General features: G+C 61.0%; 26 protein-coding genes, 1 tRNA gene and 1 pseudogene. 14 read left to right on the top strand and 14 right to left on the bottom strand.

The window, feature by feature from the left end:
- Positions 1-43: 43 nt before the first annotated feature.
- From WLQ66_RS12280 to WLQ66_RS12260, 5 genes are all read right to left on the bottom strand, one after another.
- Complete coding sequence (locus tag WLQ66_RS12280) at positions 44-1030, bottom strand: carbohydrate kinase family protein (RefSeq protein WP_374015605.1); 987 nt, start codon at positions 1028-1030, stop codon at positions 44-46.
- A gap of 38 nt (positions 1031-1068) precedes the next feature.
- On the bottom strand, positions 1069-1686 hold the full coding sequence (locus tag WLQ66_RS12275; RefSeq protein ID WP_374015488.1) for a D-lyxose/D-mannose family sugar isomerase: 618 nt from the start codon (positions 1684-1686) through the stop codon (positions 1069-1071).
- Between the two features lie 44 nt (positions 1687-1730).
- Positions 1731-2882: a Gfo/Idh/MocA family protein gene (locus WLQ66_RS12270; protein ID WP_340546631.1), complete on the bottom strand. Its 1152-nt coding sequence runs from the start codon at positions 2880-2882 to the stop codon at positions 1731-1733.
- The gene (locus WLQ66_RS12265) at positions 2879-3709 is read right to left on the bottom strand and encodes a class I fructose-bisphosphate aldolase (protein WP_340546630.1); all 831 of its coding nucleotides are present in this window, start codon (positions 3707-3709) and stop codon (positions 2879-2881) included. Before WLQ66_RS12265 ends, WLQ66_RS12270 begins: the two co-directional genes overlap by 4 nt.
- 176 nt (positions 3710-3885) lie before the next feature.
- Entirely contained in the window at positions 3886-4128 is a 243-nt protein-coding gene (locus tag WLQ66_RS12260; RefSeq protein WP_340546849.1) for a hypothetical protein, read from the bottom strand.
- Here WLQ66_RS12260 and WLQ66_RS12255 point away from each other — a divergent pair.
- Positions 4027-4429 (top strand): annotated as a pseudogene (locus WLQ66_RS12255) (IS5/IS1182 family transposase); the annotation flags it as partial. The gene WLQ66_RS12260 and the pseudogene WLQ66_RS12255 overlap by 102 nt on opposite strands.
- A 230-nt stretch (positions 4430-4659) precedes the next feature.
- Here the strand turns inward: WLQ66_RS12255 and WLQ66_RS12250 are convergent.
- The 5 genes from WLQ66_RS12250 to WLQ66_RS12230 form a co-directional block, all read right to left on the bottom strand.
- Positions 4660-5847 (bottom strand): multidrug effflux MFS transporter, encoded by a 1188-nt coding sequence (locus WLQ66_RS12250; RefSeq protein WP_340546629.1) that lies wholly within the window; start codon positions 5845-5847, stop codon positions 4660-4662.
- A 629-nt stretch (positions 5848-6476) separates the two neighbouring features.
- Positions 6477-6553, bottom strand: a tRNA-Arg gene (locus WLQ66_RS12245).
- A 120-nt stretch (positions 6554-6673) separates the two neighbouring features.
- Positions 6674-8062, bottom strand: a complete 1389-nt coding sequence (locus WLQ66_RS12240) for a sensor histidine kinase (protein WP_340546628.1) — start codon at positions 8060-8062, stop codon at positions 6674-6676.
- A gap of 16 nt (positions 8063-8078) precedes the next feature.
- On the bottom strand, positions 8079-9500 hold the full coding sequence (locus tag WLQ66_RS12235) for a dihydrolipoyl dehydrogenase family protein (protein ID WP_340546627.1): 1422 nt from the start codon (positions 9498-9500) through the stop codon (positions 8079-8081).
- 2 nt (positions 9501-9502) lie between these two features.
- The gene (locus tag WLQ66_RS12230; RefSeq protein ID WP_340546626.1) at positions 9503-10306 is read right to left on the bottom strand and encodes a TVP38/TMEM64 family protein; all 804 of its coding nucleotides are present in this window, start codon (positions 10304-10306) and stop codon (positions 9503-9505) included.
- Between the two features lie 374 nt (positions 10307-10680).
- On the opposite strand from WLQ66_RS12230, the gene rpmH reads away from it, so the two are divergent.
- The 9 genes from rpmH to yihA all read left to right on the top strand — a co-directional run bounded on the left by rpmH (position 10681) and on the right by yihA (position 18779).
- Entirely contained in the window at positions 10681-10815 is a 135-nt protein-coding gene (gene rpmH / locus WLQ66_RS12225; RefSeq protein ID WP_005980833.1) for a 50S ribosomal protein L34, read from the top strand.
- A 26-nt stretch (positions 10816-10841) separates the two neighbouring features.
- Positions 10842-11291 (top strand): ribonuclease P protein component, encoded by a 450-nt coding sequence (gene rnpA / locus WLQ66_RS12220; RefSeq protein ID WP_340546625.1) that lies wholly within the window; start codon positions 10842-10844, stop codon positions 11289-11291.
- A gap of 139 nt (positions 11292-11430) precedes the next feature.
- Entirely contained in the window at positions 11431-11688 is a 258-nt protein-coding gene (gene yidD, locus WLQ66_RS12215; RefSeq protein WP_340546624.1) for a membrane protein insertion efficiency factor YidD, read from the top strand.
- A 385-nt stretch (positions 11689-12073) separates the two neighbouring features.
- Positions 12074-12307 carry a hypothetical protein gene (locus WLQ66_RS12210; protein WP_340546623.1) on the top strand — a complete coding sequence of 78 codons (234 nt, stop codon included), beginning with the start codon at positions 12074-12076 and terminating at the stop codon, positions 12305-12307.
- Positions 12308-12414: 107 nt separating this feature from the next.
- Positions 12415-13302 carry a tRNA 2-thiocytidine(32) synthetase TtcA gene (gene ttcA / locus WLQ66_RS12205; protein WP_340546622.1) on the top strand — a complete coding sequence of 296 codons (888 nt, stop codon included), beginning with the start codon at positions 12415-12417 and terminating at the stop codon, positions 13300-13302.
- Positions 13303-13368: 66 nt separating this feature from the next.
- Positions 13369-14913 carry a putative bifunctional diguanylate cyclase/phosphodiesterase gene (locus WLQ66_RS12200; RefSeq protein WP_340546621.1) on the top strand — a complete coding sequence of 515 codons (1545 nt, stop codon included), beginning with the start codon at positions 13369-13371 and terminating at the stop codon, positions 14911-14913.
- Between the two features lie 649 nt (positions 14914-15562).
- Positions 15563-17380: a membrane protein insertase YidC gene (yidC, locus tag WLQ66_RS12195; protein ID WP_340546620.1), complete on the top strand. Its 1818-nt coding sequence runs from the start codon at positions 15563-15565 to the stop codon at positions 17378-17380.
- Positions 17377-18129, top strand: coding sequence for an MOSC domain-containing protein (locus WLQ66_RS12190; protein ID WP_340546619.1), 753 nt, complete (start codon positions 17377-17379; stop codon positions 18127-18129). Before yidC ends, WLQ66_RS12190 begins: the two co-directional genes overlap by 4 nt.
- The gene (gene yihA, locus WLQ66_RS12185; protein ID WP_340546618.1) at positions 18129-18779 is read left to right on the top strand and encodes a ribosome biogenesis GTP-binding protein YihA/YsxC; all 651 of its coding nucleotides are present in this window, start codon (positions 18129-18131) and stop codon (positions 18777-18779) included. Before WLQ66_RS12190 ends, yihA begins: the two co-directional genes overlap by 1 nt.
- Before the next feature lie 94 nt (positions 18780-18873).
- Here the strand turns inward: yihA and WLQ66_RS12180 are convergent, their stop codons facing one another.
- Positions 18874-19602, bottom strand: coding sequence for an SDR family NAD(P)-dependent oxidoreductase (locus WLQ66_RS12180; protein ID WP_340546617.1), 729 nt, complete (start codon positions 19600-19602; stop codon positions 18874-18876).
- A 229-nt stretch (positions 19603-19831) separates the two neighbouring features.
- On the opposite strand from WLQ66_RS12180, the gene argB reads away from it, so the two are divergent.
- From argB to WLQ66_RS12160, 4 genes are all read left to right on the top strand, one after another.
- Positions 19832-20692 (top strand): acetylglutamate kinase, encoded by an 861-nt coding sequence (gene argB / locus WLQ66_RS12175; protein WP_340546616.1) that lies wholly within the window; start codon positions 19832-19834, stop codon positions 20690-20692.
- 124 nt (positions 20693-20816) lie between these two features.
- On the top strand, positions 20817-21608 hold the full coding sequence (locus WLQ66_RS12170) for a ferredoxin (RefSeq protein WP_340546615.1): 792 nt from the start codon (positions 20817-20819) through the stop codon (positions 21606-21608).
- Positions 21605-22102: a SixA phosphatase family protein gene (locus WLQ66_RS12165; protein ID WP_340546614.1), complete on the top strand. Its 498-nt coding sequence runs from the start codon at positions 21605-21607 to the stop codon at positions 22100-22102. The genes WLQ66_RS12170 and WLQ66_RS12165 overlap by 4 nt, the downstream gene beginning before the upstream one ends.
- 272 nt (positions 22103-22374) lie before the next feature.
- Positions 22375-22836: a DUF411 domain-containing protein gene (locus WLQ66_RS12160; protein ID WP_340546613.1), complete on the top strand. Its 462-nt coding sequence runs from the start codon at positions 22375-22377 to the stop codon at positions 22834-22836.
- Between the two features lie 149 nt (positions 22837-22985).
- Here WLQ66_RS12160 and WLQ66_RS12155 read toward each other — a convergent pair whose 3' ends face one another.
- From WLQ66_RS12155 to WLQ66_RS12145, 3 genes are read right to left on the bottom strand one after another with little or no spacing between them, the layout of a single operon-like run.
- The gene (locus WLQ66_RS12155; protein WP_340546612.1) at positions 22986-23777 is read right to left on the bottom strand and encodes an amino acid ABC transporter ATP-binding protein; all 792 of its coding nucleotides are present in this window, start codon (positions 23775-23777) and stop codon (positions 22986-22988) included.
- A 12-nt stretch (positions 23778-23789) separates the two neighbouring features.
- Positions 23790-25088: an amino acid ABC transporter permease gene (locus tag WLQ66_RS12150; protein ID WP_340546611.1), complete on the bottom strand. Its 1299-nt coding sequence runs from the start codon at positions 25086-25088 to the stop codon at positions 23790-23792.
- Positions 25089-25091: 3 nt separating this feature from the next.
- Entirely contained in the window at positions 25092-26324 is a 1233-nt protein-coding gene (locus WLQ66_RS12145; protein ID WP_340546610.1) for an amino acid ABC transporter permease, read from the bottom strand.
- Positions 26325-26349: the final 25 nt, after the last annotated feature.

Here is a 26349-nt window from a genome sequence, read left to right as displayed (position 1 = left end):
TTTTCCTCCTCTAAAGACAGTATTGACATCACATGAAGCTGGTTCATGTCGTGATGCCTTTTGTCTGCCGATCCAGTTGATCGGTCAGTTGGTTCAGATTCGGGATGGCTTCGGTGGCTGTGACCCCGCGCAAGGAGGCCCTTGCGATGGCATGGCCCAGTTCCAGGGCACGCTGCGGTGTCCAGCCTTCATGAAGCGCATACAAAATTCCGGCACAAAAGGCATCGCCTGCGCCCAAGGGGCTTGCGACCAGTTCACGCGGTAAGGGCACGACCGGGACGTGTGCGACCTGCCCATCAACCCCAATCCAGAGCGCCATTTGCTGGCAGTGAACGACCACGGCCCGCCGGACCCCGTCTTTGATCAGCGCCTTTGCCATCTCGATCATGTCCTGCATGTTCGGCGTCTGACTGGCGACAGGTGGAGTCTGGCCACTCGCGCGGGCCAATTCGATTTCGTTCAATATCAGATAGTCGATTTGTCGAATTGTCGCCGCGACGATCTTCGAGAAATCCGGGCGATCAACCGAAGCAAGATCAACGCAGGTGGTCATACCTGCGGCGCGGGCACGGGAGAGCACCCTCGCCGCAGGCGTGCTGCCATCATCCGTGATCCGATCCAGATCGGCCAACAGGGTCAGGTAGCCCAGATAGAAAATGCGCGCTTTATGGCTTTCAAAAACGCCCGTCGGGAAATCTTGATCAGACAGCACGTCATTGGAGCCGCCCTGATAGAAGAACGTGCGCGATCTTCCGGTAACAGACATGACATGGGTATGTGCCGTCGCGGTGTCTGGTTTTTCCGAGATCAGATGCGTTGGAAGACCCAGTTCATGACAGTGCGCCTTGATAAATTTCCCGAAGTCATCCTGACCGATGGCGCCCATCGGCCAAAGCGGTAGCCCGGTTTCAAGCTTGGTCAGCGCCGTCACAACATTGGCCGCACCGCCACCCACGCCCTTGTCTTGCCCGTCGATGCGAACCAGATCGCTCTCAGCGGGCCAATGCGCAATCTCGTGTACGAGATCCACGATCCAGTTGCCCGCACAAATTATGCCTTCGCGCGTGGTCACGGGGTCGACCCCACTTCATTCCACAAGGGATGCACGGGTTGGGCATCTTCCGTTATGGAAGAAAACCGCCCCAGAGGCTCCAGAAAATAGTTGTCCGATCCGTCATCATTGACCTGAGACACTTCACCGCCCAGCACCATGCCGCTGCCTGGGCGCGCATAGAAGCGGTGATAAAGACCACATGGAATCGTGACACTTGATCCGGGTTTCAGGCACAGTGGTTCATCGGGTTCCAGCCGGTGGACAAAGCCATCACAGCGCAGAACAATTGGATCATCGACACCGTCAGGCTGGCGGAACTCGATCATCAAATCCCCGCCGCCACGGTTGATGATGTCCTCCAGCTTAATCTTGTGGGTATGAAACGGAGTTTCCTGCCCTTCCCCGACGAACAACAGCTTTTCAGCGTAGGGCAGACTTGTCGCGTCAGACTGGATACCGTTGCGCAGGCAGAACAACACCAGACCGCGCCGCGCAAAATCGCCCGAGCCGAAATCCGTCACATCCCAGCCCATCTGATGAAGCTGCAACCAGTCGCCCAAGTCGGGATTGGCTGCAAATTCTGCGACATCCCAATCTGCCCATGCCGGCAACGACCAGCGAAACGCCTGCAATAGGTCCTTGGCGGCGCGGATGGCCTGATTGATCTCGGAGCGCTTCACGTTTCCGCCCCGTAGTCGACAGTGACGACCCTGTGTTCGGTGCCCGCCTTCAGGGCTGCGGTCAGCACGGCGTGGTGGTCCGCCGCTTCTGCGGGTGTTGCGCAATGAAATCCACGCGCATCGCCTCCGGCCAGCTCATCCAGAAAGGCGGCCCACATCTGTTGCAGGGCGTCCGGGAAACCAAATTCGAAAATGGCCCCCGTTATGGCCGGGAACAGGGTCTGAAATCCGATGTCCTGCACCTGCCAGACCTGATCGCCGCCGCTATAGTCCATCCACTGCCACTGGCGCGGGTTCTTGGTGGTGAAATAGGCGCTTCTTTTGGTCCCAAGAACGCGCAGGCTCCAGCTGTTGGAATCTCCGGGCGATATACGCCAGGTTTTCAGCACCAGAGGAAAGCCGCCCCCGGCATCCTCGACATGGCCAGTGATGGTGGCGTTGTCCCATGTCTCGCAGGGTACGGTCCCCCCCTTGCCATCCGGACGGGTCCGAAACCGGTTGACCAACGACGCCGATACATGGGTCGGGCGCCACCCCAGTCGCAAGGGCACATGCAGCACATGCATGCCAAGATCGCCCATGCAGCCGTAGGCGCCATTTACCTCAACCATGCGTTTCCAGTTGATCGGCTTGTCCGGGTCAAGGTCCGAGGAATGCAGGAACGCGGCCTCAACTTCGATGATTTCTCCCAGATCACCGGATCGCACAAGATTGATGACCTTTTGCGCACCGGGATAGAACGGCATCTCGGATGAACACCGCACCATCACATCAGGATGCGCATCAATCGCCGCCTGAATACGGGCGTTTGCGGCCCCATCCATACCAAACGGTTTTTCGCCGAACAGGTGTTTCCCGGCAGCCATGATCTGCGGATATACCTGATCATGCAGCACATGCGGTAGCGCGCAATAGATCGCCTCGACCTCTGGATTGTCGAGCATCTCTCGGTAGTCGGTCGTCTTTTGCGTCACGCTGGACAGATTGTGCGAAAACCAATCCATCAGGTCCGTGTTCGTGTCGCACACCGCGACAATCTCTGGCCGCGCTTTTGTTTCGGTCAGATGCAGCCAGCGGGCGGCAGTCGAGGCAAACTCGCGCCCCATAAGCCCGCAGCCAATGACGCCGAATTTGACGACGCGGCTCACGCGATCATCCCCAGGGCATCAGCCACGGAGGCGCCGTTATGCACCACCGCCATCAGCGCTTTGGTCATGCCTGCCGGGTCGTCGTGATGGATCACATTGCGGCCATAAACAATACCGCGGGCGCCCTGTTTCATCAAAGCTTCGGTCCGTGTCAGAATCTCCTTGTCAGAGACCTTGCCGCCACCGCGCACCAACACGGGTACGTCCTGGGCAATCTCAATCACACGGTAATACTGGGAAACATCGTCGCAAGGATCCGCCTTGATGATGTCCGCGCCCAGTTCCACGGCCTGACGCACCAAAGGCAGGATCTTTGCCAGATCGCCATCCACCATGTAACCACCACCGGCCTTGGCGTTGTCCTGCATCACCAGCGGCTCCACCATCAGCGGCATCCCTGCCAGATCGCAAGCGCGCTTCAACCGGTTGATGTTCTGAATGCAGGCCTGATGCACTTCGGGCTGACCGGGCAGCATGAGCAGATTCACCACCACACAGGCCGCATCGAGGGCCACAGCTTGCTCAACCGGGTCGGCTATCACTTCTGAAAACAGCGACCGTGGCAACGGATTGCCATAAACATTGGCAATGTCGGTCCGCAACACCAGCGCCGGACGGTCCTTGCCGGGGATTGCCTGCAGGATCGGCGCCGTCCCCGGTGGCAGCTGAATGGCATCCGGTGCCGCGCTCGCCACAATCGTGATCGCGGCCTGCATGTTCTCAATCCCGCCAAGGAAGGCGCTTTCATTGAACATGCCGTGGTCGATTGCCACGTCAAAGCAATTTCCCGAAACACCGAACAGTCTGTTCATACGTGCGGATTTCACCTGCGTCCCTCCTGTGGAATTTCCCTAAAAGATTATGGAAACGTTTCCAAATAAAAGGTTCGTTCTTCATCAACATCTTGTCAACAAATTTCTTCGCGAATTTTTTATGTTCTAAAACATACGGTTATAGGCGCACGGAGTGGAGCCCCCCGAGATCCTCGTACTAGATCTTCGGTTCATGACTGCGAAATGCAGGGCAGTTCGCCCAGCGCGTTAGCACGCTCGAAAGGGTGTTGGCCCGTGATCGGCCTGTCTTCATCGCTTTTCGAAAGTGCCGCCGCCGCGAGCAAAAAATCGTCAGCCAAATGCTGGCAGGCGATCGACAGATCGCCCCGCACATCTCGTGCTTCGACAAATCTGAGCGCAGTGACTGGACCCGGACCCGAGCCGACTTCGAGTGCGACGCCGAGAACAATCAACACATCTGCCCTGAAGGGCACGAGGTGAAGCAATTCCCCCGGAACTGGTCCGATCCGAACCGCAGGCCGACCGGCAGGGGCATCGCCATATAGCAGTGTTTGAAGCACACGTGTCAGGCCGCCCATCACAGGCGCGCTGCCGCCAGAATATGGATTTCCAGTCGATCAACCGGCGAGGAACCTGAACCGGCTCCTATTACATGGGTCATGCGGCGCAAATGACGAATTTCTCCTCGCCGCAACCGCCCACAATCTCCAGAAACTGGCCACAAACTATCCTGCGCCGCAGCAACCGCAATAAGCCAGACAAGAAAGGCACTCTCGACCCTTATCAGGGGGCGATATTTTGCACCAGAGAACCGGTCTATTTTCAGAATCGGTCCAAAGCGGCAACGCCATCAATGACTAAAATCCTGTACCGCGCCGCACTCCGGATAGGGAAACTCTGACATTCTCGAGCTCCGCCAATAGCGCCCGTTTTCAAGGACCGCTTTGTCTGCACCTGGCCCGACGGCCGCTATTGTTTTGATACTAGACCCTATTCTTACTCAACCATGCTGCCCAAATGGCAAATGCCAACGCCAGTCCCGTTGAAGCTAGCATAAGCATAAGCAGCGTTTGTGCCCCGTTCGTCTGTGATACGAGGTTGCCCGTCACTGTGGTAACAACCGCACCGCCTGCAACTATGAGAGCGCCGCTCAGCCCGGCAGCGCTTCCGGCGAGATCTGGTCGAACCGACATCGCACCGGCATTGCATCCCGGCATGGTCATGCCGTTCCCTAAACCAACGAAGATCGTGCTCGCAAAGAAAATCTCCGCTGACATGATCTCCGATGCGAGCAACAGCAAACCGCCCACAATACCACTACACGCCATGACCCGGCCCGCAATCATCATGGTTGTTGGTTCGAAGTGTTTTCCAACCCGACCGGCCAAGAACCCGCCGATCATGAAGCCAACTGTGATGGTCCCGATATAGAATCCAAGTCCAGCGGTTGTGACATTGAAAGCGGACTGCGCAACAAGAGGTGCGCCTGTCAGAAAGATGTAGAATGCGCCGACAGAAAGCGCACCACAGAGTGCATAAGCCCAGAACAGGGGCTCACGGATAAGCATCATCGTGCCAGGTGCCGGAGTGCTGGCATCTTTTGCCCTTTGAGGCCTCGTTTCTCCGAGGTCGAACCAGCAAAGCAGCAGTAATCCGAAGCCCGTTACAGCATAGAAACCAAAGACGGACCGCCACCCAAATAAGGTGTCCAACACCCCTCCCAGCATGGGGCCGACCATTGGAGCAATCGCCATCGCCATTCCGATATAGCCGATCAGGCTTACAGCCTCCCGTGCCGTTCTCGTATCCCTAACTATCGCAAGAGAAAGCGCGTAACCGCCGACGATGCCGCCTTGGAGCATCCGGCAGAACAGAAAAGCCACGATGTTTGGAGCAAAAGCGCACCCCACGGAGGCGAAAGTGAAAACAAACAATACCACCAGAAGGACCGGTCGTCTGCCGATCCGGTCTGACAAGGGCCCAACGATCAACTGAATAACTGCCGTTATTGCCAGATATCCGGACACCGCCCAGCTCACGGTACCGTAGTCGGTATTGAGATCGACAGCGATGTTAGCCAGAGCGGGTAGAAACATGTTGAGCGACATGGGCGAAAACCCAGTCAACAGGATCAATGTGATCAAATTCGGAGGTGTTCTTGCGCGGTTCATCTGATGCTCTGAGCAATAAAAACAAAAAAGCCCCCGAGAATGTCGGGGGCGCATGGAAACGGATATGGAGAACCCTATCGGACCATGCGCCTCTTGCTTGCTACATCGCTGACGAATTTGAAGGTCATGATCTCACTCCTTTGGGATCAAGCGTAGTAAGGATCGTTGACCCTGGCAACACGCAAAGCTGCCACCCATACACAGCGCAGCATCGGTCAATCCGGACTAACTGCACGCTTTCGCTGCGTCGCCCATGGCTGGCCGCCCTAGGTCTCTAAGCAAAGATCAGGGAAAAGCTGCTCTGGCGTGGTATTGCAAAGCGACGGCCACAGCTTGCTCGGTCCTTCCAGATCGGCGCTACGCCATACCTGCCAAGGTGACAGCAGAGCCTGCAAGGCCGAATTCGCGGGCGTCTTGTCCCAGGAACCTCCCCGAACGCGCAGATCGGCCCAGAGGCGTTGATGCCGATTGAGCTGCTGTTTTGTGGCCTGCCGCATGTTGGCACAATGCTGCAGCGCATATTTTGCACCAGCATGGAACGCAGGCAGTTATCGCACGTCAGGTCAATGATGTGACGGAAAAGTCAAACACATCTGACGCTCGAAATCTGACGTATCAAAGGAGGGAAGTGGCGGACCGAGGAGGATTCGAACCCCCGACCCCTTGATTCGTAGTCAAGTACTCTATCCAGCTGAGCTATCGGTCCACTGCGGCGGGGTTTAAGCGTAGCGGCGCGGGGGTGCAAGTCCAAAATGTCAGATTGCCGCAGGTTTTCTTCTTTTTGCGATTGGGGCGTTCCGACGCGCGGATTTCGGGCACGGCGGCGTCAAAGAGTGCCGTCGCCCTTGGGCAGACAGATATCGAATACCGTGCCCTCAGGACCGGTGTCGCGCAGGACCACCATGCCGCCATGGCCGCGGGCCAGTTCGTCGGCGATGGCAAGGCCAAGGCCGGTGCCGCCCTTGCGGATGCCGCCCTGAAACGGGGTAAAGAGATTCTCCCGCGCTTTCACCGGCAGGCCGGGGCCGGTATCGGTGACGGAGATCCACCAGGCCTCGTGATCTTCGCGCGCAGACAGGGTGATCTGCCCCGGCTGACCGCTGGCCTCGATCGCCTGACGGGCATTGCGCACCAGGTTCATCACGATGCGGAACAGCTGCTCGGGATCCGCCCGCAGGCTCAGATCGACGGGCACCTCATTGCGGAAGGTGACACGCCCCTCCGCTCCGCCGGCCAGGCTCTCGCTTTCCAGGATGTCCTCCACCTGACCGTGTAGTGCAACCCGGCCAAAGGTCGGCGCCGGCTCCTCTGCCCGGCCAAAGGCCAATGTCCCCTCACAGAGCGAGACAGCGCGGGTGATCGAATTCACCAGCTTTGGCGCGAGGCGCCGCACCAGGGGGTCTTCGCTCATCTCGATACGGTCGGTGAACAGCTGCGCCGAGGTCAGGATATTGCGCAGATCATGGCTGACCTTGGCAACAGCGCCGCCCAGCTGGGCCAGCCGTTCGCGCTGTTTCAGCGCATGGGTGAGCTCGGTCTGCAACTGCATCAGCGCCTCTTCGGCCTCGCGCAGCTCACGCACACCGGCGCTGGGGTGGATGATCCCACGGGCATCCTCCGGCGCCGCCGCATAGCGCTGCATATAGCCGATGACCCCCTTGATCGGCTTCACCATGAACCGGCGCACCGCAGCAAACAGCAGAACGGCAGTAAAGATCGAGATCACCGCAGAGAGCAGCAGAATACGCAGCCCGTAGTCAATCATCGCATCGCGCAGACCCTTGGTTTCAATCGTGATTTCAATCAGAAGACCAGCGTCGCGCACCGGCGCCCCAATCACCCGGATGATCTGGTTTTCCGGCGTGACCAGCCGCTGCATGGCATGGCCGATCAGTGCAAACGGGCTGCTCATCCGCAGATCATAAGTGCCCGAAATCGGCGCCGGGATCGGTGAGGACAGCACCAGCTGGCGCACTTCGTCCCGCCGCAGAACCACGTTGAAGACACCGGCATTCTCCAAAAGCTCCGCCTCCAGCTCGGTGTCCAGCATATCATCGGCCAATAGCGCCAGCGACGCGATCTGCGCCCGCTCCAGACGGTCGGCCAGATAATCGAGACGGAACCGAGATACGGAGGGCACAAAGATCAGGATCTCGGCCAACATCACGAAGACCGTGGTCAGGATCAGGAATCTGCCTGAAAGCGTATTGAGCATTCAGCCCCTTCCGGCGTTACGGGAGCCAGCGCTGCACAAATTGCACCACTCGTTTCACCATTGGACTATCAAAAAGCCGTGGCGAGAAATAGGCCCCTGCGACGCGTTTATTCACTTCTGAAATGGTGGGATAGGGCGCCACCATGGCCGCGACCCCACTCATCTTCAGGTTATTGGCGATGGCCATCGACCACAGCGCCACCAGCTCCCCCGCCTGATGCCCCACGACAGAGGCGCCGACCGGGCGCCCCTTGACCACCATGACCTTGATCAGGCCGGTGCAATGACGTTCGGCCAGCGCGCGGTCGTTGTGGTGATAGTCGAACCGCGCCACCTCCATCCGGTCGCCATGTTTCTCGCGCGCCTGCGCCTCTGTGAGCCCGACCTGCGCCAGCTCGGGCGCGGTATAGGTGGCCCAGGGAATATGGCTGGTCTTGGCCTTCGACGGCAGGCCGAACAGGATCGACCGGATGATCACACTGGCATGATAGCCCGCCACATGGGTGAACTGCATCCCGCCCGCGACATCGCCAATGGCATAGACCCGGCGGTTGCTGCTGCGCAGGCTGTCGTCCACCACCACGCCCGCGCGGTTGGTCTCGACACCGGCGGCCTCCAGATTCAGCCGGTCGATATTGGCCTTGCGCCCCACCGCCATCAGGAGGTGGCTGCCGTCGAACACCCGGCCATCCTTCGCGGTGACGCGAATGCCGCCCTCCTCGGTGGAGGCGACAGTTTCCGCCTGCGCGCCTTCGGCAATCTCGACGCCCTCCTCGCGCAGCTGCTCCAGCACGATGGCCGCCAGCTCCGGGTCGTCCTTGCCCAGCGCCTTATCGCCCTCGATCACCGTGACCTGACTGCCCAGCCGGATGTGCGCCTGCGCCATCTCCATGCCAATCGGACCACCGCCGATGATCAGCAGGTGATCGGGCCGCTCGCGCAGGTCAAACAGCGTCTCATTGGTATAATAGGGCACATCGGCCAGCCCGTCGATTGGGGGCACCAGGGGCGAGGATCCGGTGGCAATCACGATGCGCCGGGCGGTGATGCGGTGCTCCCCGGCCTCGACCACGCGATCATCGACAAACCGTCCATAGGCGCGGATCACCCGCACACCAAACCCTTCGAACCGCTCCTGGCTGTCGACCGGGGCGATGGTCGCGATCACGTCCTGCACGTGGTCCTTGGCGGCGGCGTAATCCACCACCGGCAGCTGATCAGCGACACCATAGGCGCTGGCATGGGCCTGCCCATAGGCCACCTTGGCGCTGGCCAGCAGCGATTTCGACGGCACGCAGCCATAGTTCAGACAGTCGCCGCCCATCTTGTGCCCTTCCAGCAGCACGACATCCGCGCCCATCTGACTTGCCCCTGCCGCAACAGAGAGACCGCCCGACCCGGCGCCGATCACAAGAAGATCGCAGGTTAGCTCTTGCATGGTCACTGGTCCTTTCCGGAGGCCGCGGGACGGCGTTTCTTCAGCAGGATGGGCAGCGCCGCCAACACGCACAGACCAAGGATCGGCCCGATCACAAACGGCTCCCACAACAGCGACAGATCAGGTGTCCCGCCCCGGTCAAACACCGCACCAAGGCCCACGCCAATCCAAGTAAAGACGATGGCGCCGGGGATGATCCCCACCGCCGTGGTCCACAGGAAATTCACCAGCTTCACCCCGACCAGCGCGGGCAGCAGATTGGCGACAAAAAACGGCACCGCAGGCACCAGCCGCAGCAGCAGCAGCACCTCGATCTCATTTTCCCGCAGGGCCTGTTTGAGGATGCGCACGCGGCCCTCCGCCGCTTCCAGCCGGTGGGTCAGCATCGCTCCAAGCCCCCAGCGCGCCGCCAGAAAGATGCCAACCGCACCAATGGTGGCTGCCAGCACGTTGAACAGCGTGCCCGCCACCAGACCAAACAGGAACCCGCCAGTGACGGAGGCCACAGCGGCGCCCGGCAGCGAGAAGACAACAATTGTCACATAGGCCAGCACAAACAGGCCAACGAGGCCCAGATAATTCTCATCGCGAAACGCCATCAGCGCCACCCGATTGTCGCGCAGGGTCTCAAACGTCAGGTAATCGCCCAGCGTCATCGCCCCGATCACCGCAACAACCAGCACCACGGTCAGCGGCAGGAACCGCGTCAGCGCCGGTTTCTTCTCTGCCCTGTCACGCGATTCGGATGCGGTGGGCTGGGCCGGAGAATGCTCCGCGATATCGGGCTGCTCGGGATGATCTGGCATCGGTGGTCAAATCCTGCTGTCTTGGGCCAGTGGCTGGCCGGTCATGGTCGGCACCGCAGACGCGGCGGGTCTGTGTCTCTGGCTACCTGCTAAATGGCCCCGGTACGAGACCACGGGCGATATCTTCACGCCCGCTTGATCATTGCCTGCAAAAAAGTGAGCCAAACAGCGCGCGCGCCTCTGTCTGTTACAAATATCTTCTGCTAAAGGGGCTTCAGCGCCCGGTTTTCATGGAAATGTTGCATTTCGTGCAGAAAACAACCGCCTTGGGGTTTGACTCGCCGGTCATTCCCTTCTAGAGACCGGGCTTCGAGATAGACCCCCGGGTGGCCGATTCCGCGCCGTCCCGATGTAAACAGTTGGAGACCGGAGCGATGAAACGCACCTATCAGCCTTCGAACCTGGTTCGCAAACGCCGCCACGGCTTCCGTGCGCGCATGGCCACCAAGGCAGGCCGCAAGATCCTGAACGCACGCCGCGCACGCGGTCGCAAGTCGCTGAGCGCGTAATCGCGCCCAGCACTGTTCAGACGGACATGACACCGCCGGAGACCCCCAAGGACGGCTCAGCTGCCCAAGGGACCAGGTCTCCGGCGGTGTCCGTTTGCGTATCTGATACCTTGGACCGCCCACTGCCCCGCCCGGAGGTGATCGCCAAACGCCGCGACTTTCTCGCGGCGGCACGCGCCCGCCGTCAGGGCACCAAGGGAATGATGGTGCAGGGTCGCAAACGCCGCCAGGACAGCGAAGCCGGCGGCGATGCCATCCGCATGGGCTTTACCTGCTCCAAGAAGGTCGGCAATGCCGTGGCCCGCAACCGCGCCAAACGCCGCCTGCGCGAAGTCGCCCGGCTGATTCTGCCCCTGCATGGCCGGTCCGGCTGGGACTATGTCCTGATCGGGCGCGCGACAGAGACCGCCGAGCGCCCCTTTGAAGATCTGCAAAACGATCTCATCTACGCGCTGAAGAAAATCCACGGCAAGTAATCGTTTCCGAAGGCGATTTGCCCGGCAGGGAACTGGCGCAGCACACGGCCCCTCTCCCCACGGGAAGGAGGCTCCGCTGTCCCCGCACTCAGGCGCGGTCCTGATTGCCATACCGCTCAACTCTGCCTATCTAACTCCCATGACCCCGCTGGCCCATCTCCTTGCCCTGCCCGTGCGCGCCTATCGGCTGCTGTTCAGCCCCTGGGTCGGCTTCAACTGCCGCTATCAGCCCACCTGCTCGGCCTATGCGCTTGAGGCACTGGAGAAACACGGCGCCCTCCGTGGGGCATGGCTGACGCTGCGCCGGATCGGCCGCTGCCACCCGTTTGGCGGCGATGGCTACGACCCGGTGCCGGGCTGTGACCACAGCCATGACAAGACCGCAGATCGACGATAACCGGTCCGGGCCGATGCCCGCCAAAGCTGCGCGCCATTTCTGCCACAGTATGGAATACCGGTATAACCGGGGCAGTCGGGCCGTGCTAAGGCTCTGAAACGATCAACCTATAGATGCAGGAGGGCTGTTCATGAATAAGTTTGTTCAATCGCGACGTGCTCCTGCGGGCTATACGGGACAGGCACGCGCCTGATCCAGTCTGCCTTGATCGCGGCTCAGCACTGATGTGCCCCGATCTGATCGTACCATCCCAGACCACCCCTAGCGAAGCCATCGTCGACGCCTGTCTTTGATCCGGTCTTCGACCCCGTCTTTGCTGCATGGTCTGGGCACATCTGTCATCTTTCACAACAAAGGACCCGTCTGCATGCAGCCGGAAACACGCATGACATCTACACAATTTCCCACCCCGCTCCGCGACCCCCATGCCGCATTGGCGCAGATTCTGGCCGATCTTGGTCTGCGCCGGACCCTGACGGCGATCCTGCGCCAGATGATTGCCGCACAAAGCCCGCCGCGCAGACGCGCCAGCACGCTGCCGATCTGCAACCATCTGCGCCGGGATATTGGCCTGCCGCCGCTCGCCGACAGGCTGCCATCGTCGCGCCCCTATTTCTGATCCCGGCTGACGATCCCGGCTGACGATCCCGGCGGGCAGAAGCCTGCTACCCACCGGGATCACCTTTTTTCCTTGGCAAAACGCCGATCCTCGGCTAGGGCGCGCCCATGCTTGATGATGATCTGGACGATATCCACCCGCTGTTTGCCGGCGCCCCCTCGACGACGGAGTTCAAGAAACTCCGCAAACGGATCGTGCGCTACGCCCGTGAGGCGATTGACCAATATGGCATGGTCGAGCGGCGCGAGGACGGCAGCACGCCGAAATGGCTGGTCTGCCTGTCGGGCGGCAAGGACAGCTATACCCTGCTGGCGGTGCTTTACGAGCTGAAGTGGCGGGGATTGCTGCCCGTGGATCTCCTGGCCTGCAACCTCGATCAGGGCCAGCCCGGTTTTCCGGCCACCGTGCTGCCGGAGTTTCTGGAAAAGATGGGCGTGCCGCACCGCATCGAATATCAGGACACCTATAGTATCGTGATGGATAAGGTCCCGCAGGGCCGAACCTTCTGCGCCCTCTGCTCGCGCCTGCGCCGGGGCAACCTCTACCGCATCGCGCGCGAGGAAGGCTGCTCTGCGGTGGTGCTCGGCCATCATCGCGACGACATTCTGGAAACCTTCTTCATGAACCTGTTCCATGGGGGTCGTCTGGCAACAATGCCGCCGAAACTGGTCAATGAAGAGGGCGATCTGTTCGTGTTTCGCCCCCTCGCCCATGTCGCCGAGGTGGACTGTGAAAAATTCGCCAAGGCTCTGAATTATCCGATCATTCCCTGCGATCTCTGCGGCAGCCAGGACGGGTTGCAGCGCCAGCAGGTGAAACAGATCCTCGATCAGTGGGAATCAAACAGCCCCGGACGCCGTCAGGTGATGTTCCGGGCCTTGATGAATGCCCGCCCCTCGCATCTTCTGGACCCCAAGCTGTTCGATTTTTCCGCTCTTATGTTGAAAAAACCTGATTTGGGGACGGATTCGGACGAAATTCCCGATTTGCGTTAACTTGCCGGTCAGACCGCGACCTTAATCTGTAGCCAGCACCACATGCCGTAGGTGAAAGGTCTACAGATGACAAAAATGCTGTCGCAGACGCTGACACAGGTCAGGAAACGGATTGCCCCGGTGCTGCTGGGGCCGCCGCTGCTTGCGTTTTTGCCGGCCCTGACACTGGCAACTTTCTGGATGGGTGGCGAGGTGGCGCTGCTGGCCGTTGCTCTTGGCCTGCCGCTGGTTCTTGTCGCCTCCGGTGGCTTTTCCTATTTCCGCCGCCCCGCCATGCCACGCGACAGCCTGACCGGCATGATGATGCGCGACGGGTTCAGCGAAATCATCTCGGAAGTTTATGACAGCGCCGCGGATACCGGCCTGCGCTCGGCCGTGTTTGTGCTTGAGCTTGATGACTTCAAGGAGCTGGCGCAGCGCCACGGCCAGGAAACCGCCGATCAGCTGGTCAACCGCTGTGGCGACCGCATCATCTCCATCCTGCGCCCGCAGGACTATGTCGCCCGGATTGGCGATTCTCGGTTTGCCATCTGCCTCACACCGGTGTTGCAAATGGATCTGGAACTCTCGATCCAGATGGCCGGACGGCTTCAGGCCGCCATCGAAGAGCCGATTTCGGTTGATGGTGCCTCTCTCTATATTTCCTGTTCCATCGGATTCTGCCTCCATAGCCGCAGCCCGAAACCGGCAGGCAGCGACTGGATGGGCGCCGCCTGCACGGCCCTGCTGGACGCGCAGAACAATGGCCCCTCCGGCATTCGCGCCTTCTCCCCCGAAATGGATCAGCGCAGCAAGGCGCGCGGCGACATGATCGACGAGGTGACCGAGGCACTGGAAAACGGTCAGATCCAGGCCTGGTTCCAGCCGCAGATCTGCACCGACACCGGCCGTGTCTCCGGGTTTGAGGCGCTGGCCCGCTGGTCCCATCCGGTACGCGGGATGATCGCGCCCATGTCCTTCCTGCCCTATCTGGAGAGCGCCGGGCTGATGGAACGATTGAGCGAAATCATGCTCTACAACGCGCTCACCGCGCTCAAAGCCTGGGATGCCGCCGGCCTGCATGTCCCCTCGGTCGGTGTGAATTTCGCCACCGACGAGTTGCGCAACGCCAATCTGGTGGAGCGTATTCAATGGGAGCTTGAGCGTTTTGGCCTCACCCCGGACCGGCTCTGCGTCGAGATCCTCGAAACCGTGATGACCGACCGCCCGGATGACATGATCGTCCGCAATATCGCCGCCCTTGGCGAATTGGGCTGCGGCATTGATCTGGATGATTTCGGCACCGGCCATGCCTCCATCGCGGCGGTCCAGCGGTTCCGCGTATCCCGGATCAAGATCGACCGCTCCTTCGTCATGAAGGCCGACCGCGACCCCGAACAGCAAAAGCTGATTGCCGCCATCCTGACCATGGCCGAACGGCTGGAGCTGGAAACCCTCGCCGAAGGGGTGGAGACCGTTGGCGAACACGCCCTCCTGTCCCAGCTGGGCTGCGATCACGTGCAGGGCTTTGGCATTGGCCGTCCGATGCCCTTTGATCAGACTCTCGACTGGATCGCCGCCCATGAGGCAAAGCTGCAGGAGGCCCCCAGTATCGGGCGCCACAGCAGCTGATCCGCTGACATCCCAGTCCCCCGCCCTTCGGCGACCATCTACGCAATCGGCCCCGATTGGTTCCGGTTGGTTTCGGTTGGTTTCGGTTGCCCCCTGTCTGCGCGCGCCGCCCAGTCACGGGTTCTGCTTTGTCCTGGCGCAGCGATCCGGCGGTTCTGCGCAGGAACTCCCGGCGACCGGCTCGGCCCCGGCAGGTTCGGCACAGCAAAACGGGCGCCCTCGGCCGCTGAGGGTCTTGTGCCTTATGCTTGCGGGCATCTTTGGCGCGCGGTCTCTTGCGGTCCAGTCACGCGCGCTGCCCAGTCCCGCCCGGTCTCAATCCCGCCCGCTCCCAGCCCCGCCCGTTCCCCGTTCCCAGCTCCCCGTTCCCTGTCCCGCCCTCCCGCAGCCTTGCCGCGCCCTCGCTCCCACCCGGGGCGGTCTGCACCGCCGGTTGATCCACCACGACATGGAACTGCTGTCGTAGGCCGCGCGCCGTGCCCGACGGGTGGCGACATGCCGCCCTGATCCGGCAATTGCGCCAGGGATCGGACGAAATCCCCCTTCAACCGCGTCGCAAGGACACGATGGGGGCGATTCCGCTTGACCTTTGGGGGGCATCTCTGTTGAACCACACCCTGTCATTCCATACACGAGGTGGCAGTCCCCAATGGACGATCAGAACAAGAACCTTCTTCTCGCAACCGCGCTTAGCTTCCTGGTGATTCTGGGGTGGTATATCTTTTTCCCCCCACCAGAGCCGCAGATCCAGCCGGACGCCGTGGTCGCGGAGACAACCGCCACAGGCGATGTCGTGACCGCGCCTGCTGCGGCCAATCCTGCGGCCGGAACCGATGGCGCTGATGTCAGCGCCGAAGCTGAGGCCGCTGCGGATGCGCCGCGTCTCACCATCGACACGCCGCGCGTCTCCGGCAGCATTTCCCTGAAAGGCGGGCGTCTCGACGATCTGTCTCTCAAGGATTACCGCGTCTCGCTGGAAGAGGGTGCCGCCATCGTCAAGATGCTGTCCCCCGCCGGTGATCCCAATGCCTATTACGCCCTTTACGGCTGGGCGCCCGGTGCCGGGCTGGGTCCCGACGACGTGCCCGGGGCCAACACCCTGTGGCAGGCCGATACCGAGGCAACCCTGACCCCGGACACCCCGGTCACGCTCAGCTGGGATAATGGCAAGGGGCTCACCTTCACCCGCACCATCGCGGTGGATGAGGATTACCTCTTTACCATCACCCAGTCGGTCACCAACGCCTCCGGCGCGACCGTGGCGCTGGCGCCCTATGGCACCCTGGCGCGCCATGGTGAGCCGCAGGACCTGAAGAATTTCTTCATCCTGCATGAAGGCGTGATCGGCATGGCCGACGGCACCCTGGCCGAAATCGACTATGACGACATGACCGATTTCGAGATCGACCCCCGCACCGGCGCCCGCGCCGCCGTGACCGCGGTCGAGACCAACGGCTGGATCGGCTTCACCGATCATTACTGGATGTCGACCCTGGTGCCGGATCCCGGCCAGCCGTTCCGCTCCATCGCCAAATTCGATGAGCGCCGCGACATCTACCAGACCGATATCGTGCTGCCGACCGTCACCGTCGCCGATGGCGAAACCAGCGCAGCCACCACCATGCTGTTTGCCGGTGCCAAGGAATGGGCGACCATTCGCGGCTATCAGAAAGACGGCATCGAGGGCTTCCTCGACAGCATCGACTGGGGCTGGTTCTTCTTCCTGACCAAGCCGATCTTTGCGGTTCTGCACTGGCTGAACGCGTTGATTGGCAACATGGGCTGGGCGATCATCGGCCTGACCGTGCTGATCAAGCTCCTCGTTTTCCCGCTGGCTTATAAATCCTACGCCTCCATGGCGAAGATGAAAGAGCTGCAGCCGCGGATGGAGGAGATCAAGGAGAAGGCGGGCGACGACCGTCAGAAACTCCAGCAGGAGATGATGGCGCTCTACAAGAAGGAAAAGGTCAACCCGGCCGCCGGCTGTCTGCCGATCCTGATCCAGATCCCGATCTTCTTCTCGCTCTACAAGGTGATCTTTGTGACGCTGGAACTGCGTCACGCGCCCTTCTTTGGTCCGTTCCAGGATCTGAGCGCGCCGGATCCGACCTCGATCATGAACCTCTTTGGCCTGCTGCCGTTTGCCGCTCCGGTCGAGGGCACGCTGATGGCGACGATCTTCATCGGGATTCTGCCGATCCTTCTCGGTATCTCGATGTGGTTGCAGCAGAAACTGAACCCGGCACCCACCGATCCGACCCAGCAGATGATCTTTGCCTGGATGCCGTGGGTCTTCATGTTCATGCTGGGCGGCTTTGCCTCCGGTCTGGTGGTCTACTGGATCGCGAACAACACCATCACCTTCACGCAGCAGTATTTGATCATGCGCAGCCACGGCTACAAGCCGGATGTCTTCGGCAATATCAAATCCGGCTTCAAGAAAACGCCAAAGGCTGAAAAGAAATGAGCGAAGGCATAACTCATATCTGGCGGCATCCGATCAAATCACATGGTCGGGAGCCGCTGGAGAGCGCCTCTTTGGTCGCCGGGCAGTGTCTGCCCGGCGATCGCGTTTGGGCGGTTGCGCATGAGGCCTCCAAGGCTGACGGCAGCGCCTGGGCGCCCTGCGCCAATTTCAGCCGTGTTGCCAAGGCACCGCAGCTGATGGCGCTTGAAGCCCGCTATGACGAGGCCACGGGCCAGGTCACCCTGAGCCACCCGCAGCTGGACAACCTCAGCTTCAGCCCCGATGACGCGGCGGATCTGCCGCGGTTTCTGGACTGGGTGCGCCCCCTGATGCCAGAGGACCGCGCCGCCTCAACCCGCATTCTGCGGGTTCCGGGCCGTGGCATGACCGACAGCGATTTCCCGTCGATCAGCCTGTGCAACTGGGCGTCTCACCGCGCGGTGGAAACCGCCATTGGCCATGGGCTGTCGCCGCAGCGCTGGCGCGGCAACATCTGGTTTGACACCGGCACCGCCTGGGAAGAAAACACCTGGATCGGGCGCGACGTGCAGATCGGCGAGGCGGTGCTGACCGTCCGTGAACGCACCGTGCGCTGTCTGGCCACCACAACCAACCCCGAGACCGGCGAGCGTGACGCAGATACGCTCAAGACGCTGCGCGACACCTGGGGTCACCAGGACTTTGCTGTCTATGCAGAGGTCATCAAAGACGGCGCGATCCGCGTCGGCGATAGTATAAAGGTGCTCTGATGCAGATGCCGTTCCCCCTGGCCGAATCGCCAGATGAAATCATGACCGAAAAAGGCCGCAAGCTGTTTGCCGGCCAGTCGGAATTTGTCAAAGGCGTGGTCGCCATGTCCGGCCTGCCCCCCGCCGACCGGATCGAGGTCTGTTTCGCGGGCCGCTCCAACGTGGGCAAATCCAGCCTGATCAACGCGCTGACCGGGACCAAAGGTCTGGCACGGGCCTCCAACACGCCGGGGCGCACGCAGGAAATCAACTACTTCACCCAAGGCCCCGATCTCTATCTGGTCGACCTTCCGGGCTATGGTTACGCCAATGCGCCGCTGCCGATTGTCGAGAAATGGCAGCGCCTGCTGAAACAATATCTCTCCGGTCGCCAGACCCTGCGCCGTGCCTTTGTGCTGATCGACAGCCGTCACGGCATCAAAGCCGTCGATGACGAGATCATGACCCGGCTCGACAGCTCTGCGGTCACCTTTCAATGCGTGATGACCAAAGCCGACAAGGTCAAGGACAAGGACCGCGCCGCAATCATGGAGCAGGTCCGCAAGGCGCTGTCCAAACACCCGGCAGCCTACCCGGAGATCGTGCTGACCTCCTCGGAGAAAGGCGACGGCATCGCCACGCTGCGCTCGATCATCGCGGGTCTGGAATAACGCAGCTGTTGCGCAGCCCGCCACATGGAACCGCCCCCGCGATCAGCCGATCCCGGGGGCGTTTTCGTCTCTGATAGCTGCATTAGAGCCGCTATCAGACGTGCTGCGCGCCATTCACCTCAATCTCCGCACCGGAGATATAGGAGCTTTCGCCCGAACACAGGAAATAGATCGCGGCCGCCACCTCCTCCGGCTGACCGAGCCGTTGCAGCGGCAGTTTCTCGACGATCTTGTCGGTGCCCGGCGACAGGATCGCGGTCTCCACCTCGCCCGGCGCAATCGCATTGACGCGCACCCCGAGCGGGCCGAAATCATGCGCCATCTCGCGGGTCAGCGCCGCCAGCGCCGCCTTCGAGGTGGCATAGGCCGCGCCCGCAAACGGATGCACCCGGCTGCCCGCGATCGAGGTCACATTGACAACCGAGCCCTTGGCCGCCGCCAATTCGTCCTTCAACCCCCGCGCCAGCACAACGGACGAGAAGAAATTCACGTGGAACACCTTGCCCCAGGTCATCAGATCTGTGTCCAGCGTGTTCAGCCGCGCGCCATCCGGACCCTTGGGGGACACGCCCGCATTATTGACCAGCGCATCCAGCTGTCCACCCAAGAGGTCCTGAATTTCACCCACCTTGTTTATCGTGTCGGTCGGATCGGACAGGTCCACCTGTATGTGATTCTCCGCACCTCCGCCCCAGGGGCATTCCGCCGGAAACGGCTGGCGCGAACAGGTGATCACCCGCCAGCCTTCGGCATTGAACCGCTGCACCGTCGCATGGCCAATGCCGCGGCTTGCACCGGTCAGCAACAGGGTTTTCTTACGCATGGCTACCATTCCTTGGCCTCAGGCCCGTGTCGGAGGCCGCTCTGACCTCACAGCCCGCAGGCCCCGTTTCGGTATCTGTCGCGGCGACCCTAGCAGCCTTTGCGACAGCTGCAATGCCGCGAATGCAGGGCCGGCGCTTGGCACCGCGCCCAGAACCGCGTAACACAATCCCCATGGCACAGCCGCCTGCGCCGTCTGCGACGGACGGCCCGTCCCAGGGATTGCAACGATGAAGAAACAAGACATGAACCGCGATTGGATTGCCACAGCCGAGACCCTTTCAAGCGCCCTGCCCTATCTGCAGCGCTATGACGGCGCCATCGTCGTGATCAAGCTGGGCGGTCACGCCATGGGCAGCGACGAGGCCATGGATACCTTTGCCCGCGACATCGTGCTGATGCGTCAGGTCGGGGTGAACCCGGTGATCGTCCATGGCGGCGGCCCGATGATCAATGCCATGCTCGACAAGCTGCAGATCAAATCCGATTTCGTGAACGGCAAGCGGGTCACCGATGCCGCCACGATGGAAGTGGTGGAGATGGTGCTCTCCGGCGTGGTGAACAAACGTATCGTGCAGGCCATCAACCGCCAGGGCGGCGCTGCTGTCGGTCTGTCCGGCAAGGATGCCAATCTGATCACCTGCACCCCGACCGACCCGGATCTGGGCTATGTCGGCACCCCGTCTGAAATGGATCCAAGCGTGCTGAACCATCTCTTTGAACAGGATATGATCCCGGTGATCGCCCCCATCGGCGCAGGCCCCAACGGCGAGACGTTCAATATCAACGGCGACACCGCCGCCGGCGCCATCGCCGCATCGCTCAAGGCCGACCGGCTGCTGCTGCTCACGGATGTGTCTGGCGTAAAGAACAGCGACGGCGATGTCGTGACCGAGCTGAAGGCCGCCGATGTCGAAGCGATGACCCGCGACGGCGTGATCCTCGGCGGCATGATCCCGAAGACGGAAACCGCGCTCTCCGCCGTGCGCAGCGGTGTGCGGGCCTGTACCATCGTTGATGGCCGGGTACCCAATGCCGTGCTGCTGGAACTCTTTACCGATCACGGCGCCGGTTCGATGATCCGTCCCTGAGGCGGCAGACATCAGCCAACCGGCCGGATCTCACCCGTCGCGGGCCAGCTGTCTCGCTTTGCGACGGGTTTACGGCTGCGAAATCCCCATAGGGAAACGCGCCAACCTGCGCTAGACTGTCCCTATGATCCGCCCCCTAAACCCGGACAGGGACCTTGTAGACCGCTCTGCATCGGTGCCTGTCTCCACCCCTGTCGAAACCCCACCGACCTATGACAGGCTGCAACGGTCTGTTGCGGCACTTGGGCTGGATATCTATGGCGGATTTCACCCAACAGCCGGACAGCTTCGGGGCTTTATCGCAGCGGCGGCACCGGACATCGCAACAGGCAGCGAAACCGACAGCGGCCCACAGGGAACGCTGATCCTGCTGGGCACCGCCCCCTCCTTCTGGCCGGGGTTTGTCACCAGCCCGGAATATCACGATGGCAGGGCAGACCCAGTCGACCGCTGGTCCAGCCGGGTCCTCGGTGATCTGGCGCAAAGCTGGGGCGCAATCCCGGTCTACCCCTTTACCGGCCCCCCCTATGCGCCCTTCGTGGACTGGGCGCTGGCCTCGGGCCGCAGTTTCACATCGCCGTCGCAAATGCTGGTGCATGATCGCTATGGCATGATGATTTCCTTTCGCGGCGCCCTCTATTTCGCGCACCACTTTGATCTTCCGCCCCCCCCGCTGGCCCTGGCCCCCTGCCTTGGCTGTGAGGATCGCCCCTGCCTGAACCGCTGCCCCGTCACGGCGTTGAAAGAGGGCGGCCCCTATGATCTGGCAGCCTGCCACAGGCACCTGGAGAGCACCGAGGGAACCCCCTGCCTCTCCACCGGCTGCCTTGCCCGCCGCGCCTGCCCGCTGAGCACAGGCGCTGACCGTATCCCGGCGCAATCCGCCCATCATATGAGGTATTTTCACATAAAATGACCTGCACGCTGATCCTGACCCGCCACGCCAAATCCGCCTGGGACACCTCCTCCCCCAGTGACCACGCCCGCCCGCTGAACACCCGCGGCCGCCATTGCGCCGCAGCGGTTGGCACCTGGCTGCGCGAGCTCGGAATGATCCCTGATCAGGTGATCTCCTCCTCCGCCCAGCGGACCCGTGAAACCTGCGAGCTGATGGAACTGGGCGCCCCTGCGGTGTTCATCGAACGGCTCTATCACGCCAGCGCCGACATCCTGTTTCAGGTGCTGCGCGAGGCCGAACACAAGCGGGTGCTGATCCTGGGCCATAATCCCGGCCTTGCCGCCTTTGCCCATTCCATCGTCCGCCACCCACCGGATCATTCACGGTTTGACGATTTCCCAACCGGCGCGACGCTGATCGCAAGCTTTGATATCGACAGCTGGGCCGATCTCACGTGGAGCAGCGGCAAGGTGGCGGAATTCACCGTCCCCCGCGAATTGCTTGGTGCGTGACAGGGGCGAGCCTGTGCGCCCTCCTGCGGCCCTTCAACCAGGGGAGACCATAAGCGCTCCCGCCCGCCGCGGTCGCATGAATATGCAACCGCTCCCGTTGGGCATGGCGCCGCTGGCGCGGCGCGGTCGCTCCGCAGGTGACAGGACAACAAAAGCGGCTGCGATATGATCCTGTGACATGCTGTCGCTCCCACGCGGGAAGCCATGCCGCCGAACATCCACAGATCCGCTATGATCCCAAGATCCGCATTCTCAGCAATGGAGCCTTTGAGATGAACCGCCGCGCCTTCCTCCTCGCCGCTGCAACCCTGCCGCTGGCCACCACACCGCTGGTGGCTGCGACGGCCACCAACGACCCGGTGATTAAGGTGATGAAATCCCCCAGCTGCGGCTGCTGCACCGGATGGGTGGAGCATCTCACCGCCGCCGGCCTGAAGACCGAGGTCCGCAATATCCCTGACGATCAGCTCTGGGAGATGAAATCCCGGCTTGGCATCTCCGATGATCTTGCCTCCTGCCACACCGCCACCCTCGGCCCCTATGTGATCGAAGGCCATGTCCCCGCCAGCGATATCAAACGCCTGCTGACAGAGCGGCCTGATGCCCTGGGCCTCACGGTTCCGGGCATGCCAATTGGCTCACCGGGGATGGAAATGGGCGACAGCAAAGAGCCTTTCTCCACGCTCCTGATCCGGGCAGACGGCAGCACCGAGGCCTTTGCCCAGCAAGGCTGACGCGCGGCACAGCGCCCTGGCATCTCTGCCCCTGTCATCTTTCCGATAAATACTCCGGGGGTCAGGGGGCAGCGCCCCCTGCATCGACCCAGAATGACCAAGGCCGGGCAGATCTGCCCGGCCTTGGCCGTATTACACTAGTGCGGCGCTCAGTGGCCGAGAATCTGGCTCAGGAACAGCTTTGTCCGCTCACTCTGCGGGTTGTTGAAGAACTCTTCCGGCTCGTTCTGCTCCACGATCTGACCCGCATCCATGAAGATCACACGGTTCGCCACCTGACGGGCAAAGCCCATCTCGTGGGTGACGCAGAGCATGGTCATACCTTCCTCGGCCAGTTCGATCATGGTGTCCAAGACCTCCTTGATCATCTCCGGATCGAGCGCCGATGTCGGTTCATCGAACAGCATGATGCGCGGCATCATGCAGAGGCTGCGCGCAATCGCCACACGCTGCTGCTGACCACCGGAGAGCATGCCCGGATATTTATTGGCCTGCTCGGGGATCTTCACCTTCTCAAGGAAGTGCATCGCCCGTTCTTCGGCTTCCTTCTTGGGGGTCTTGCGGACCCAGATCGGCGCCAGGGTGCAGTTTTCCAGAATGGTCAGATGCGGGAACAGGTTGAAGTGCTGGAACACCATGCCAACCTCGGACCGGATCTTGTCGATGTTCTTGAGATCATTCGACAGTTCGGTGCCATCCACCACGATCTTGCCCTGCTGGTGCTCTTCCAGCGCATTGAGGCAGCGGATCAGGGTGGATTTGCCGGACCCCGAGGGGCCTGCGATAACAATCCGCTCGCCCTGATTGACGGTCAGATTGATGTCGCGCAGCACGTGGAACGAGCCGTACCACTTGTTCATATTGTTGATTTCAATGGCAACCTCGTCGCTCACTTGCATTTTCGAGCGGTCGATTGCGCGGTCAGACATAAGTTCAGACATATGTTGAACTCCTTAACGGTGATCGGTGGCGAGACGACGCTCGAGCCACTGTGAGTACTGAGAGATGCCGTAGCAGACGATGAAGAACAGGAAGGCGGCAAAGCCGAGGAGTTCCCAATAGACGCCGTTCCACTCGGTGGAGGCGAGGATTGGGCCCCGGATCATGCCCACCAGGTCGAACATCGAGATGACCGACACCAGTGTGGTATCCTTGAACAGGCCAACGGCCACGTTCACGATACCGGGGATCGAGATCTTCAGTGCCTGCGGCAGGATGATCAGACGCATGGCCTGCGGGTAGTCGAGACCCAGACTGTCTGCTGCTTCATACTGCCCCTTGGGCAGCGCGGCCAGACCGCCCCGGATCACTTCGGCGATATAGGCCGCGGAGAACAGGGTGATCATGATGACCACGCGCAGGAACAGGTCCACGGTGGCATCTGGCGGGAAGAAGTAGGACAGCATCACCGATGCCACGAACAGCAGGGTGATCAGCGGCACGCCACGCACGAATTCGATGAAGACGACGCAGATCCACTTGATCAGCGGCATGTTGGACTGACGGCCCAGTGCCAGCGCGATACCCAGCGGCACCGACAGCGACACGCAGGTCACACCCAGCATCATGTTCAGCATGAAGCCACCCAGATCGCGCGAGGGCACAGCTGACAGCATCGCGGTGTCAGACGCCCCTTCCGGGATCAGATAGCCACCGACATTCCAGACCACGACCGCTGCAACAATCGCGCCGAAGAACCCCAGAGCAAAGCTGCCCTTGCCGTACTTCTGGAACACGAACCCGGCGGCAACAAAGCCAAGCAAGGCAACGATCGGCACCAGGATCGAGCCGCCCCAGATCAGCCAGAAGGCCAGGAACGGGTAGATCGCGGTGAAGGCCAAGAGCTTGCGCGGCAGGTCAAAGAACAGAACCGGTGCCAGCGCAATCAACAGCAGCACAAGGGCCAGATTCGGGCGCCAGTATTCACTGGCCGGATATTTGAACCCATAGAGCAGCTGGTTCCAGCGCTCGGTCAGGACCGAGAAACAGGCACCAACCTTGCCATCCAGAACCTCGCGACATTCGGCAAGCGAGTTGGTGGTCCATACACCGTTCAGCAGCCACGGAACCGTGGTGCTCAGCAGCAGATAGATCAGCACCAGCGCCGCCAGCGTCAGGATCGAATTGGGAACGCTGGAGAACAGGTTCTCTCGCATCCATTTATAGGCACCGGTTTCACGCGCCGGCGGCGGGGCCGGCGGGATTTCCGTATCGCGGACAAAGGCGATAGTTTGAGAGTGTGTATCGCTCATGTCTCAGCGCTCCTTCAGTTTCACAGATGCGTTGTAGACGTTCATCACCATCGAAATCAGCAGCGATGCGGTGAGATAGAACAGCATCAGCAGCAGAACACATTCGATTGCACGGCCGGTCTGGTTCAGCGTGATGCCGCCCAGGGTCGCGGTGATATCGGCGTAACCAACCGCAATCGCCAGCGAGGAGTTTTTGGTGATGTTGAGGAAGTTGGAGATCAGCGGTGGAATGATGACGCGCAGCGCCTGCGGCAGCACCACCAGATTCATGATCCGGCCGGGACGCAGACCCAGTGCCGCTGCGGCTTCGGTCTGACCCTTGTTGATCGCCTGAATACCCGCACGCACGTTTTCCGCGATGAAAGCACCGGTGTAGATCGACAGAGCGAACCACAGCGCGATCAGCGGACCACCGATTTTGATACCGCCGGTGAAGTTGAAGCCTTTCAGCTCCGGTACTTCCCAGGACAGACCCATCAGGAACAGCACCAGGAGCACCGGCACCAGCCAGACGCCCAGGCCAATCCATGTGGTATTGGGGCGCACGCCTGTTTCTTCCTGCGTCTTGGTCGCGTTGGTTTCGACCTTGCGCATCACGAAGAAGGACAGTGCCAGTGCCGCCAGAACCACCAGCCAGTTCATCGTGGTGGAGGCAAACAGACCGCTCTCGAACCAGGGCATCGGGATGTAGACACCGCGGTTGGTGAAGGCAAAGAGGTCAAACACCATGCTCGACGTGGCATCGTCACCGCGGAATTCCCGCGGGCCGGGCATCACGGCTGTCATGATCGTGAAAATGATGATGATCCAGATCAGCACCGGAATATTGCGGAAGATTTCCACATAGACGGCCATCAATTTGGAGACGAGCCAGTTGTTCGACAGGCGCAGAACACCCGCGATCACACCAAAGACGGTGGCCGTGATACAGGAGAGAAAGGCCACCAGCAGCGTGTTCAAAATGCCGACCACAGCAGCACGTGCATGGCTGGACTGGCTGTCGTATTCGATCAGACGCTGGTTGATGTCGTAACCGGATGGATCCCCGAGGAACCCGTATGAAATATTCAGACCCGCGGCGCGCAGGTTCTGAATAAGGTTGTTCCCCAGATACCAGATGGCCAAGGCCAGAACCAGCGCAGCAATCGCCTGGAAGGTCAACGAACGATAGCGGGTATCGTTGACCAACATGGACAGCTGAAACTGTGCCTTTGGAGGGTCAGTGAGAGTTGACATGAATGTGTGATCCCCGTGGCTTATA

The organism is Phaeobacter sp. A36a-5a, from assembly GCF_037911135.1.
Taxonomy (GTDB): Bacteria; Pseudomonadota; Alphaproteobacteria; order Rhodobacterales; family Rhodobacteraceae; genus Phaeobacter; species Phaeobacter bryozoorum.
Note: the sequence above shows the minus strand (reverse complement) of the source record. Positions and strands in the feature narration are given on the sequence as shown.

What these genes read in the sequence shown, in the direction of transcription:
- WLQ66_RS12250 (WP_340546629.1), bottom strand. Translation starts at nt 5,847, where the DNA reads ATGAACCGCGCAAGAACACCTCCGAATTTGATCACATTGATCCTGTTG.
- WLQ66_RS12240 (WP_340546628.1), bottom strand. Translation starts at nt 8,062, where the DNA reads ATGCTCAATACGCTTTCAGGCAGATTCCTGATCCTGACCACGGTCTTC.
- WLQ66_RS12235 (WP_340546627.1), bottom strand. Translation starts at nt 9,500, where the DNA reads ATGCAAGAGCTAACCTGCGATCTTCTTGTGATCGGCGCCGGGTCGGGC.
- WLQ66_RS12230 (WP_340546626.1), bottom strand. Translation starts at nt 10,306, where the DNA reads ATGCCAGATCATCCCGAGCAGCCCGATATCGCGGAGCATTCTCCGGCC.
- rpmH (WP_005980833.1), top strand. Translation starts at nt 10,681, where the DNA reads ATGAAACGCACCTATCAGCCTTCGAACCTGGTTCGCAAACGCCGCCAC.
- rnpA (WP_340546625.1), top strand. Translation starts at nt 10,842, where the DNA reads ATGACACCGCCGGAGACCCCCAAGGACGGCTCAGCTGCCCAAGGGACC.
- yidD (WP_340546624.1), top strand. Translation starts at nt 11,431, where the DNA reads ATGACCCCGCTGGCCCATCTCCTTGCCCTGCCCGTGCGCGCCTATCGG.
- WLQ66_RS12210 (WP_340546623.1), top strand. Translation starts at nt 12,074, where the DNA reads ATGACATCTACACAATTTCCCACCCCGCTCCGCGACCCCCATGCCGCA.
- ttcA (WP_340546622.1), top strand. Translation starts at nt 12,415, where the DNA reads ATGCTTGATGATGATCTGGACGATATCCACCCGCTGTTTGCCGGCGCC.
- WLQ66_RS12200 (WP_340546621.1), top strand. Translation starts at nt 13,369, where the DNA reads ATGACAAAAATGCTGTCGCAGACGCTGACACAGGTCAGGAAACGGATT.
- yidC (WP_340546620.1), top strand. Translation starts at nt 15,563, where the DNA reads ATGGACGATCAGAACAAGAACCTTCTTCTCGCAACCGCGCTTAGCTTC.
- WLQ66_RS12190 (WP_340546619.1), top strand. Translation starts at nt 17,377, where the DNA reads ATGAGCGAAGGCATAACTCATATCTGGCGGCATCCGATCAAATCACAT.
- yihA (WP_340546618.1), top strand. Translation starts at nt 18,129, where the DNA reads ATGCAGATGCCGTTCCCCCTGGCCGAATCGCCAGATGAAATCATGACC.
- WLQ66_RS12180 (WP_340546617.1), bottom strand. Translation starts at nt 19,602, where the DNA reads ATGCGTAAGAAAACCCTGTTGCTGACCGGTGCAAGCCGCGGCATTGGC.
- argB (WP_340546616.1), top strand. Translation starts at nt 19,832, where the DNA reads ATGAAGAAACAAGACATGAACCGCGATTGGATTGCCACAGCCGAGACC.
- WLQ66_RS12170 (WP_340546615.1), top strand. Translation starts at nt 20,817, where the DNA reads ATGATCCGCCCCCTAAACCCGGACAGGGACCTTGTAGACCGCTCTGCA.
- WLQ66_RS12165 (WP_340546614.1), top strand. Translation starts at nt 21,605, where the DNA reads ATGACCTGCACGCTGATCCTGACCCGCCACGCCAAATCCGCCTGGGAC.
- WLQ66_RS12160 (WP_340546613.1), top strand. Translation starts at nt 22,375, where the DNA reads ATGAACCGCCGCGCCTTCCTCCTCGCCGCTGCAACCCTGCCGCTGGCC.
- WLQ66_RS12155 (WP_340546612.1), bottom strand. Translation starts at nt 23,777, where the DNA reads ATGTCTGAACTTATGTCTGACCGCGCAATCGACCGCTCGAAAATGCAA.
- WLQ66_RS12150 (WP_340546611.1), bottom strand. Translation starts at nt 25,088, where the DNA reads ATGAGCGATACACACTCTCAAACTATCGCCTTTGTCCGCGATACGGAA.
- WLQ66_RS12145 (WP_340546610.1), bottom strand. Translation starts at nt 26,324, where the DNA reads ATGTCAACTCTCACTGACCCTCCAAAGGCACAGTTTCAGCTGTCCATG.